This is a genomic window from Erwinia psidii (genome assembly GCF_003846135.1).
GTDB lineage: Bacteria > Pseudomonadota > Gammaproteobacteria > Enterobacterales > Enterobacteriaceae > Erwinia > Erwinia psidii.
In genome coordinates, this window is sequence record NZ_RHHM01000007.1 from 67,358 (window position 1) to 79,320 (window position 11,963).

The following is an 11,963-nucleotide window of genomic DNA, read 5'->3' on the forward strand; positions in this document are numbered from 1 at the left end:
AAATTCAACACCCAACAGAACTTTCACACTTAAACTGGATTGTAATGATGAGTTTATTCTGTTGTTTGATGTAAATACATGTCATTTTTATAGTAAAAAGCGGGTGTTTTATACCCGCTTTTACTGAAACAATCAGCCTAAGCGTTTAACGCCTTGGTAATTTTCTCATATAAATCACCTGATAGTTTATCCAGATCCAATAGCCGTTCCAACGCAGCGCGCATTAATGCCTGACGCTCGCTGTCATAACGTTTAAACCGAATCAGCGGTTCAATTATTCTTGCGGCAACCTGCGGATTTCGGGTGTTCAGATCGGTTAAGATTTCCACCAGGAAATTATAACCACTGCCGTTTTGAGCATGGAACGCCGACGGGTTGAGCAAACCAAACGCACCGATCAGCGAGCGAATGCGGTTTGGGTTGCCTCTGTCAAAAGAGCGATGGCTGAGCAACGCACGAACGCGTTGCAGTACATCTGCTGACGGGCTGGTGGCCTGCAACACAAACCATTTATCCATCACCAGACCGTTCTGGTGCCAGCGCTGCTCGAACGCATGCAGTAATGTTTCCTGGCATGGCAACTGCGCCGCCACGGCAGCCGTCATCGCTGCCAGTACGTCGGTCATGTTATCAGCCTGTTGATACTGAGCTGTCACCCACTTTTCTGCCAGCGCCACCTCGCCAAAGGCCAGATAGTTCAGACAAACATTTTTCAACGCGCGCTTACCAATATCTACATGCTCCACCCGGTATACGGAAGTATGGTTGGCATGCCAGACCGCCAGCCATTCATCCGCCAGCTCGCTCGCCAGCATACGCACAAAGGCCTGGCGTACCGCGGAAATGGCCTGCGGATCAATGATATCAAACAGCTCAGCAATTTCATTTTCACCCGGTAGCGACAGGATACGCGCCATCAGCGCCGGATCGCCATTTTCCTCAAGCAACACTGCCCGGAATGCATCCGCTACATGAAGTGGTACAGAGAACGGCTGCCCCTGCTGATAACGGGCAACATTCAATTTGATGTGCGTGGTTAGCAGACTTTGTGCCGCGTCCCAACGGACAAAGTCGTTGCGGGCATGACGCATCAGAAAGGTTAACTGCGTATCGCTCCAGTTATAATCGAGTTTCACTGGCGCGGAAAATTCACGCAGCAACGATGGTACAGGCTGGCTGAGAACCTGATCGAATACAAAGCTCTGGGACTCATCGGTAACATTCAGCACGTGGTGGACAGGACGACCATTGTGCTGAAGTGGAATCACGTTCCCTTCATTGTCGTACAGTTCAATATCAAACGGGATATGCAGCGGACGTTTCTCTTTCTGATCCGCCGTTGGTGGGGTCATCTGCGTAACATGCAACGTATACAGCCCCAGCTCTGGATTATAATCGTCGCGCACAGTGAGTACCGGCGTCCCTGACTGGCTGTACCAGCGTCTGAACAGGGAAAGATCAACGTCTGAGGCATCTTCCATCGCCTGCACAAAATCATCACAGGTGGCCGCACTGCCGTCGTGGCGCTCGAAATAGAGTTGTATTCCCTTCTGGAAGCGGTGCTCACCCAGCAGCGTGTGCAACATGCGGATCACTTCGGCCCCCTTCTCATACACCGTCAGCGTATAGAAGTTGTTCATCTCAATAACCTGCTCAGGGCGAACAGGATGCGCCATCGGACTGGCATCCTCAGCAAACTGTAAGCCACGCATATTACGGACGTTATCGATTCGATTCACCGCACGGGAACCCAGGTCAGAGCTGAATTCCTGGTCACGAAATACCGTCAGACCCTCTTTCAGACTTAACTGGAACCAGTCACGGCAGGTTACGCGATTACCGGTCCAGTTGTGGAAATATTCATGACCGATCACCGCTTCAATACCGAGGTAATCTTTATCCGTGGCGGTTTCCGCTTTGGCCAGCACAAATTTCGAATTAAAGATATTAAGACCTTTATTTTCCATTGCGCCCATATTGAAAAAATCAACGGCGACAATCATGAAAATATCCAGATCGTACTCCAGGCCAAAACGCTCCTCGTCCCACTTCATACTGTTTTTCAGTGAGGTCATGGCCCAGTCGGCACGGTCAAGATTGCCGCGGTCAACAAAGATTTCCAGTGCCACATCACGCCCTGAACGGGTTTTAAAACTGTCACGCAGCACATCAAAATCCCCGGCCACCAGCGCAAACAAATAACAGGGTTTGGGGAAAGGATCATGCCACGTTATCCAGTGACGACCATCGTCCATCTGGCCACCGTCAACACGGTTACCGTTCGATAACAGAAAAGGATAAATGGACTTTTTGGCGATAATGGTTGTGGTAAAACGCGCCAGCACATCGGGGCGATCGGGATACCAGGTAATATGGCGAAAACCCTCGGCCTCACACTGCGTGCATAACGCCTCACCAGATTTATACAAACCTTCCAGCGCAGTATTTTTATCAGGATGAATATCGTTGACGATCTTCAATGTAAATGTCTGGGGCACTTGCCAGAGGATTAATGCCCCTTCCTCCAGTCGGTAATGCGGCCAGGGCTGGTCATCGATCTCAAGGGAGATTAAGGTTAAATCTTCGCCATCAAAACGCAACTCATCCCCTGCAGAACCGGAATGATGGATACGGCTTATGGCGGTCACTCTGGTGGTACTGGCATCCAGCACAAATGTAAGATCAATATCAGACAGGGTGTAATCGGGTGCCCGATAATCATGGCGGTTTTTAACCTGAGGGAGTTGCGTCATAAGTCACTCTTACGTCGATAATTAGTTAGCCCTGTCCAGTCTATTCCTGTTGGCACGATGTTGCCACGAAGAATAGTCGCCCAGGGCTGAGTGGCACTGAACACTACATTTCATTAACAACATCCCCTACCACCCTAGCCATAGTCTGTTGAATTATGCTGTGATGAGGTTCAATAAATGAGTATTCACGTTATACTCCAGCGACTTTTACATCATTTGAACCAGGGATAACGCTCTTCGCCAGAGGATGCTGAAACGCACCATGACACGACATGCTTCCCCGATACTAACCAGTTTGCTTGATACCGACGCTTACAAGCTGCACATGCAGCAGGCGGTGTTTCATCGCTATCAGACGGTTTCCGTCGTAGCGGAATTTCGTTGCCGAAGCGATGAGATGCTGGGGATATATGCTGATGAAGTTATTCAGCAGATTGCCATCATGCCATCGCTGGCACTCAGTGATGAAGAGATGAGCTATCTCTCTGGCCTGCCCTTCTTTACCCAGGATTACCTCGACTGGCTTCGTCAGTTCCGCTATGACCCGGCACAGGTTTGCGTGCGCAATAACCAGGGCAAACTGGATATTCACATTTCCGGTCCCTGGCGGGAGGTGATCATGTGGGAAGTGCCACTATTGGCACTGATCAGTGAAGTGGTGCACCGCCACCGTTCCCCTTTGCTTCAGCCGGAACATGTCGTCGAACATTTGCAGGGTAAACTGACAGCCTTCAGACAACAGACGGCGGATCTGGATATGTCGCGTTTTAAGCTGATGGACTTCGGTACGCGCCGCCGTTTTTCCCGCGATGTGCAGATGGCAATTGTCAGCACACTTAAGCAGGAGTTTCCCTGGCTGGTTGGTACCAGTAATTACGATATTGCCCGGCGTCTGCAGATTGCGCCGGTTGGCACTCAGGCCCATGAATGGTTTCAGGCCCATCAGCAAATCAGTCCGGTGCTGGCTAACAGCCAGCGGGCCGCCCTGCAAGCCTGGCTGGATGAATATCCGTACTGCCTCGGCATCGCCCTGACCGACTGTATTACCATGGATGCTTTTCTGCGTGACTTTGATGAGCATTTTGCCCATCGTTACCAGGGGCTACGCCATGATTCCGGCGATCCGCTGGAGTGGGGAGAGAAAGCTATCGCCCATTATCAAAAGTTGGATATCGATCCGCGCAGTAAAACGCTGGTCTTTTCCGATAATCTGGATCTGCATAAGGCGGTCGAGTTGTATCGCCATTTTGGCCAGCGTGCCGATGTTATTTTCGGTATCGGGACGCGGCTGACCTGCGATATTCCCCAGGTCAAACCCCTTAATATTGTGATTAAACTGGTGGAGTGTAACGGTAAGCCGGTCGCGAAGCTTTCTGACAGTCCGGGTAAAACCATTTGCCAGGACAAAGCCTTCGTGAGGGCATTGCGTAAAGCTTTCGCCTTGCCGTTGGTTAAAAAAGCCAGCTGATTACAGTAAAAAGGAGAGGTTCGCCCCTCTTATCTTTATTTTTCGTCCAGTTGCCAGCATTAATCTCCTGCCTTAGTACGAATTCTTCTTGTGTCTCGCTTCCCGGCAAGTAACATAGCAGATGGCCCAAATGGGCCATCCCTTTCAAAACTTGATGAAAAGAGAGACTTTTATGAGCGTTGTGCCTGTAGCGGATGTACTGCATGGCCGGGTCGCGGTTGACAGTGAAGTCACCGTACGCGGTTGGGTGCGTACACGAAGAGATTCAAAAGCCGGTATTTCCTTTATCGCCGTCTATGACGGTTCCTGCTTTAATCCCGTCCAGGCCGTCGTTAATAATTCACTGAATAATTATCAGAATGAGGTGTTGCGCCTGACCACCGGCTGTTCGGTCGTCGTTACGGGTAAGGTAGTGGAGTCACCCGGCGAGGGGCAAAGCTTTGAAATCCAGGCCAGCGCTGTCGAGGTGGTGGGCTGGGTTGACGATCCTGATACCTATCCAATGGCCGCCAAACGCCACAGTATTGAGTATCTGCGTGAAGTGGCTCACCTGCGTCCACGAACCAACCTGATCGGTGCGGTGGCGCGTGTACGCCACACTCTGGCCCAGGCGCTGCACCGCTTCTTTGATGAGCAGGGATTCTTCTGGGTCTCCACCCCGCTGATCACCGCCTCCGATACCGAAGGAGCCGGTGAGATGTTCCGTGTTTCAACGTTGGATCTGGAAAACCTGCCACGAACACCGGAAGGCAAGGTTAATTTTGAAGAAGATTTTTTTGGCAAAGAGGCGTTCCTGACCGTTTCAGGACAGTTAAACGGTGAAACTTACGCCAGCGCCGTCTCTAAAATTTATACCTTCGGGCCGACCTTTCGCGCTGAAAACTCCAATACCAGTCGTCATTTGGCGGAATTCTGGATGCTTGAACCTGAAGTGGCCTTTGCCGATCTGGAAGACAACGCCGCGCTGGCAGAGGCGATGCTGAAATATGTCTTTAAAGCAGTGCTCAACGAGCGGGCTGACGATATGGCATTCTTCGCCGAGCGCGTGGACAAAGATGCCATATCGCGCCTTGAACGATTTGTAACGACGGATTTTGCCCAGGTGGATTACACCGATGCGGTGGACATTCTGATTAACTGTGGCGAAAAATTCGAAAATGCCGTGTCGTGGGGAATCGATCTCTCTTCCGAACACGAGCGTTATCTGGCAGAAAAACATTTTAAAGCCCCGGTGGTGGTGAAGAATTACCCCAAAGACATTAAAGCTTTTTATATGCGCCTGAATGATGACGGCAAGACCGTCGCCGCGATGGATGTACTTGCGCCAGGCATCGGTGAAATTATCGGTGGTTCACAGCGTGAAGAACGCCTTGACGTGTTGGATATGCGCCTGAGCGAGATGGGGCTGAACAAAGAAGATTACTGGTGGTACCGTGATTTACGCCGCTACGGTACGGTACCGCACTCTGGTTTTGGCCTTGGTTTCGAAAGATTAATTGCCTATGTCACCGGCGTACAAAATGTAAGAGATGTTATCGCATTCCCACGCACTCCGCGTAACGCCAGCTTCTGATTTTCTGCATTATATATAAGAAATTCATATACATAAAAAGGGTCAGCTTATGCTGGCCCTTTTTATTGTTGTAAATCATGAGGTGGTTCACAAAGTTCCGTAAATATTACATTTAGATACATATATTTTCATTAAGAAACAAGAATAGGCTATTGGTAGCACTTTCGGGCTAGATTAACCGCGCCGTGAATGGAAAGATGCGTGCAGACACAGAATGACACCAAACTCGCTTCAGAGTTCTGTAAAGAATTATTGACGGCAGTGGCAGGTGTCCAAATAACGCCAATGAGGGTAATAAAAAATGATGAAGCGCAACATTCTGGCACTGGTGATCCCTGCCCTGTTAGCAGCAGGCGCCGCTAATGCCGCAGAAGTTTATAATAAAAATGGCAACAAGCTGGATATCTATGGCAAGGCTGTAGCTGATCACAAATTCTCCGACAATGATGGCAACAATGGTGATGCCAGCTATGTTCGTTTCGGTTTTAAAGGTGAAACTCAGATCAACGACCAGTTAACCGGTTACGGCCAGTGGGAATACAACTTCAATACCGCTAACTCTGAAGGCAATGATGCACAGAGCGGTAACAAAACCCGTCTGGGCTTTGCTGGTTTGAAAATCAAAGATTTCGGCTCACTTGATTATGGTCGTAATTATGCGGTGGGTTATGATGTTCTGGCATGGACAGATATGCTGCCTGAATACGGCGGTGACTTCAGCAACAATGACACCCTGACAGGCCGTACTACTGGTGTGGCTACTTACCGCAACAGCAACTTCTTTGGTCTGGTCGATGGTTGGGACTTCGCTGTGCAGTACCAGGGCAAAAATGATTCCAACAGTGCCAACGCTCGTACTGACGTTCAGCGCCAGAACGGTGATGGCTATGGTTTATCAACCTCTTACACTTCTCCTGTTGGCGTTGGTATTGTTGCTGCTTACAGCACCTATGACCGTACCGATTCACAGAATCTGGAGACCTTTGGTCGCGGTGACCGCGCTGAATTCTGGGGCACAGGCCTGAAGTACGACGCGAACAACGTCTACCTGGCAGCAACCTATTCAGAAGGCCGCAACGCCACGCCTATCTCTGATTCCAACAGTAACACTGGTTTTGCCAATAAGACTCAGGATATTGAACTGGTTGCTCAGTACCAGTTTGATTTCGGTCTGCGTCCTTCCATTGCCTACGTACAGACTAAAGGCAAAAACATCGAGAACTACGGTGACGTTGATTTAGTGAAATATGCTGAAGTGGGCGCAACCTACTACTTCAACAAAAACATGTCTACCTACGTTGACTATCAGATCAACCTGCTTAACAGCGACAACGCGCTGGGTCTGAACACCGATGACACTGTGGCTTTAGGTCTGGTTTACCAGTTCTAAGTTAGCCGCACGGGAGATCCTCTCCTGAACCGCGCTCAAACGGGACCTCTGGTCCCGTTTTTGTTTTTTTTATTTACGCCCTGTTTTACATCGTGGTTTTTAGCGCAAACGGTTGGCAATTTCTCCGTCCTGACGGTAACCTGAGTCCTCATTTCGCTTCAGTTTAAGTTAACGGACTTCGACTATGTTTGAACGTATTGCTGCTGCACCCGCAGATCCCATTCTTGGTTTAGCCGATCTCTTTCGCGCTGATGACCGTCCAAACAAGATCAACCTTGGTATCGGCGTATACAAAGATGAAACCGGCAAGACACCGGTCCTGACCAGCGTAAAAAAAGCTGAGCAATATCTGCTGGAAAATGAACAGACAAAAAACTACCTGAGTATTGATGGCCTGGCTGATTTTGCCCACTGCACGCAGGCGTTACTGTTCGGTGCAGATAACGCCATTATCAGTGCAAAACGTGCCCGTACAGCCCAAACGCCCGGCGGCACCGGAGCGCTGCGTGTCGCCGCTGATTTTATCGCCACGCAGACCAGCGCCAGACGTGTGTGGATCAGTAATCCAAGCTGGCCAAACCATAAAAATGTCTTCGAGTCTGCCGGTCTGGAAGTCTGTGAATACCAGTACTATGATGCGGCCAGCCATTCGCTGGACTTTGCGGGGATGCAGGAGGCGCTGTCCGCAGCCAGTGCGGGTGATATTGTGCTGTTTCATGGCTGCTGCCATAACCCAACCGGTATTGATCCTACCGCCGAACAGTGGTCCCGGCTGGCAGAAATGTCGCTACGTAATGGATGGCTGCCACTGTTTGATTTTGCCTATCAGGGGTTTGCCCGCGGTCTGGAAGAGGATGCCGAGGGCCTGCGCATTTTTGCTGCCAGCCATCAGGAACTGATTGTGGCCAGCTCTTACTCGAAGAATTTTGGCCTGTATAACGAGCGTGTTGGTGCATTAACGCTTGTCGCCAGTGCTTCTGCCGTTGCCGACACGGCCTTCAGTCAGGTTAAAGCCACTATTCGCGCCAATTACTCTAACCCTCCGGCTCATGGTGCTGCCGTGGTGGCAACCATCCTCGGTAACGAGGCACTGCGTGCTTTGTGGGAACAGGAGCTCACCGACATGCGTCAGCGCATTCATCGTATGCGTCAGCTGTTTGTCAATACCCTTCAGGAAAAGGGCGCTGAAGGTGACTTCAGCTTTATTATCAACCAGAATGGCATGTTTTCATTCAGTGGGCTGACGAAAGAACAGGTCGTGCGACTGCGGGAAGATTTCGGTGTTTATGCCGTGAATTCAGGTCGCGTTAACGTGGCAGGTATGACGCCAGACAACATGGCACCGCTGTGCGAAGCAATTGTTGCCGTATTGTAATGTACTGAACAGACAGGGCCTGCTGCTCCACTGCCAGGCCGCGCATTAAAAACTATCCCGGTACAGGCGCTGCGTTTTTGTTTTTTTACCGTTGGATGAAAAATTGCTGCATTAAAAAAGCCTGCGAATACGCAGGCTTTTTTTGCATAAGATAACGACTTCATCATTGCAGGAACGGATTAGCAATACGTTCATGCCCCAGAGTAGATACCGTGCCGTGACCGGGAAGAAAGGTCACATCATCACCCAGCGGCAGCAACTTAGCTTTAATCGACGCAATCAAATCACGGTGACTTCCCTGCGGAAAATCAGTGCGCCCCACGCCACCGTTGAAAATCACATCACCTGAAATCAGCAGGCGCTCTTTCCGGGCAAAAAAAACGATGTGGCCTGGCGTATGGCCGGGACAGTGCAGAATATCGAGGGTGATATTGCCCACCTGAACATTTTCGCCCTCTTCAAGCCAGCGATCGGGCGTAACAGGGGTACAGTCTGGCAGGCCAAACATCTGACTTTGCACCGGCAATGCCTCCAGCCAGAAAGCATCCGCGGGATGAGGACCGGTTACCGGAACCTGATAGTATGCGGCCACATCGCCAGCAACCCCCACATGGTCAAGATGACCGTGTGTCAACAGAACCTGGGTCACGGTTACGCCCTTTTGCGCCACCGCCGCCTGAATTTTTTCCATATCCCCGCCGGGATCAATCACCGCCGCCTCCAAAGTAGAGGGACACCAGATCAATGAGCAGTTCTGGTCAAAAGCAGTAACCGGAATAGTTTGATAGTTCATAACTCTCCATCACACCGACAGCAAGGCCAGTGGTTTTTCCATTACCAGTGGCGGACCGGCCCGGTATCTATATGCACAAAATTGCTGCGGGGGTAGTAGCCAACGCCCCCTGCCTTCATCGAAAGCGCGGCTTTACGAATATTGCTTAATGAAATCCCTTCAATATGGAAATCCATCGCCTGCCCCAGCGTGTGGTAGCTATGTTTCGCCACGCCGCTACTGCGTTCATGCATTAAATTATTGGTGGCCACAGAACGGTAGCCTGAAATCAACTGAACCGGCTTACGGGTATCCAGCATCGTTTGCAGGCGGTAGAGTTGATCGAAAAGATGAGGGTCAATATTGCGCGTTTTGTTTGCCCGATAATCCCGGAAAAAATGGTTAAGCCGCGTCAACTCATTTTTATCGTAACTTTTGCCGTTAAAAAACTCCGTTTTCAGGCTCTCCCCCGTGTTCAGGTTATTCAGCGTCAGAATGCGTGGGCGCGAAGTGGAAAGCGAAGCGAAAGATGCTCCGGGAAGCAACGTTAAACCTAACGCAGCACCACCGAGAGCCAGCAATTTACGGCGACGAGGGTTAAAATTATTCATCAATCTGTGTTACCCGGTATAAATTTTCAGGAAGGATGAAAAACAGTCACAGTCGGGAACCATAACCGGGTGAATTTGCTGAGTCAACCCTTGCGGTGTGACGGGGTGGGACAATTTATCCCTTTATTGTTCCACCCCATGTTTTGTCACTCAGGACCACGAAAAACTAAAGTATGAATTATCAGGCATTAAAGCAATAACTGGCTGGCAGCAGTAAGCGCCTGGGCACCGGACCGTGCCGTGAGATCATAATTGTAAATATCCGTGCGATACTGAGGTTTACCGTCGTCAGCCACCCAGGCGGTCAGATAGTAAAGATTCACCGGGATGCGGTGTCGAATCGGAATGTATTGTGTATTTCCCGTTTTCAACGTGCCGGAAATCCGCGTGCTGTTCCACCCGACATCCTGCAACAACAGGTCAGCCAGGTCTGAGGCTTTATTCACCCGTACACAGCCGGAACTCAATGCACGGATATCCTTCTGGAACAGATTATGATTTGGCGTATCGTGCAGATAAATCGCATCAGAACTGGGCATATTGAACTTATAAAGGCCCAGCGAATTGGTAGCGCCTGGCGCCTGGCGAACGCGATAAGGAAACGATGCCGCAGACACCATTTGCCAGTCAATCGTCGAGGGGTCAATGACCTGTGCGTCACTGCTCCAGCCGGATAGCAGGGTATAGTTGTGCTTGTAGAGATAGCCAGGGTCCTGCTTCACTTTAGGAATGATATCCTGACGCACCAGCGTAGTCGGCACATTCCAGGGGGGATTAAGCACCACGTTGTTCAGTGCGCTTCGCATCAATGGCGTTTTTCTGTCAGGTCTTCCAACAATCACCCGCGATGCGAGGATCTGATTACCATTGAGATAGTAAATCAGCGAATAGTTGGGAATATTAACCATAATGCCGTTGTGCATATCATCCGGCAGCAGGCGCAGACGCTGTATATTGAGAGCCAGCAGTAACGCCCGTCGTTGTGGTGAGGCATTCAGCCATTCACGGGTTCGTGCGCCTACCGCCGCGTCAGTTTCAAGCCCCTGCCAGTGTTGAAAGCGTTTTACCGCCTCAACCAAATCGTTGGAATAAAGGTGGGTGGGATCGGACGGTACCAACGTTCCCTGGCCCCCCCCCACCTGTTGCGGCGTATTGGCGCTGTTATTTTCTGACGGTGCCGCTGCGGAAGGACTGACCACCGCGTCTTCATCCACTGCCGCGGCCGGTACGTTGGTGGTGGGAATTACCTCGTCAACAGGCTGTTGAGTTTTGCTACCCGGCATCATCATTCCGGTGCGCGTAAGGATCTCACGCAGCGCCGGAACATCATCACTCAGCTGACCGGGCTTCAACGTTTTCGCACCTGTCAGTTGAGGCCATGGACGATTATCTGCCAGCAGGGTTTTCAGTGCCTGATGCATCAGGGCATATTGCGGGTGCTGAGGTGCCAGAGAATGAACGAAAGCAGTGATATTTCCCTGCTCTGTTGCACGCTGCCACTGATTAATCATCGCAACCGGTGGAAGGTCGAGCTTATAAGGTACATTGCTGTAAAGCCAGTTTTCTCCCTTAACCGGTACAGAAGAGACAAATTGCAGGTAACCAAGCATTGCATCAGACAACACAATATCACGGGCCATACCCGTGACTGCCGGATCGGTCAGCATTTTTACCCAGCTGCTGAATTGTGGCTGGACGCCAGAAATCGCCACCTCCGCCAGCTGTTGCTGAAACTGCTGCACCGCATCACGATCCTGCCATAACAACTGCATATTATGAGCAGCATATAACGGTGCCAGCGCGCTGAGGAAAACAGGCCGGAAGCCATTGTGAAAGGCCGAAAGCAGCTGATTATGCGCCTGCGAAATCGTGTACGCAGGGCTGACAGGTGCAGATACCGGAGGAATACCCGCCACGGCTGAAAATATCAGCCCGGGTACCAATATCAGGCAACCACCTGAAAATATGACTCTTTTAAAAAGTGATTTTGCCAGCAACTTCCCTTGCCCCCTGTAAAGTGC

The 11,963-nt window shown here is 50.6% G+C and carries 8 protein-coding genes; 4 read left to right on the top strand and 4 right to left on the bottom strand.

What is annotated here, in order from left to right; genetic code table 11:
* Positions 1-137: 137 nt before the first annotated feature.
* The gene (pepN, locus tag EB241_RS10225) at positions 138-2,753 is read right to left on the bottom strand and encodes an aminopeptidase N (protein WP_124233077.1); all 2,616 of its coding nucleotides are present in this window, start codon (positions 2,751-2,753) and stop codon (positions 138-140) included.
* A gap of 262 nt (positions 2,754-3,015) precedes the next feature.
* Here pepN and pncB point away from each other — a divergent pair, with 262 nt between their 5' ends.
* From pncB to EB241_RS10245, 4 genes are all read left to right on the top strand, one after another.
* Positions 3,016-4,221 carry a nicotinate phosphoribosyltransferase gene (pncB, locus tag EB241_RS10230; protein ID WP_124233078.1) on the top strand — a complete coding sequence of 402 codons (1,206 nt, stop codon included), beginning with the start codon at positions 3,016-3,018 and terminating at the stop codon, positions 4,219-4,221.
* A 172-nt stretch (positions 4,222-4,393) separates the two neighbouring features.
* Positions 4,394-5,794 carry an asparagine--tRNA ligase gene (gene asnS, locus EB241_RS10235; protein WP_124233079.1) on the top strand — a complete coding sequence of 467 codons (1,401 nt, stop codon included), beginning with the start codon at positions 4,394-4,396 and terminating at the stop codon, positions 5,792-5,794.
* Between the two features lie 301 nt (positions 5,795-6,095).
* On the top strand, positions 6,096-7,184 hold the full coding sequence (ompC, locus tag EB241_RS10240) for a porin OmpC (protein WP_324128994.1): 1,089 nt from the start codon (positions 6,096-6,098) through the stop codon (positions 7,182-7,184).
* 184 nt (positions 7,185-7,368) lie between these two features.
* Complete coding sequence (locus EB241_RS10245) at positions 7,369-8,559, top strand: amino acid aminotransferase (RefSeq protein WP_124233080.1); 1,191 nt, start codon at positions 7,369-7,371, stop codon at positions 8,557-8,559.
* Positions 8,560-8,722: 163 nt separating this feature from the next.
* Here EB241_RS10245 and EB241_RS10250 read toward each other — a convergent pair whose 3' ends face one another.
* From EB241_RS10250 to ldtD, 3 genes are all read right to left on the bottom strand, one after another.
* Positions 8,723-9,352: an MBL fold metallo-hydrolase gene (locus EB241_RS10250; RefSeq protein WP_124233081.1), complete on the bottom strand. Its 630-nt coding sequence runs from the start codon at positions 9,350-9,352 to the stop codon at positions 8,723-8,725.
* 41 nt (positions 9,353-9,393) lie between these two features.
* Positions 9,394-9,942 carry a YcbK family protein gene (locus EB241_RS10255; protein ID WP_124233082.1) on the bottom strand — a complete coding sequence of 183 codons (549 nt, stop codon included), beginning with the start codon at positions 9,940-9,942 and terminating at the stop codon, positions 9,394-9,396.
* A 188-nt stretch (positions 9,943-10,130) separates the two neighbouring features.
* Positions 10,131-11,789: a L,D-transpeptidase gene (gene ldtD, locus EB241_RS10260; protein WP_456073068.1), complete on the bottom strand. Its 1,659-nt coding sequence runs from the start codon at positions 11,787-11,789 to the stop codon at positions 10,131-10,133.
* Positions 11,790-11,963 lie beyond the last annotated feature (174 nt).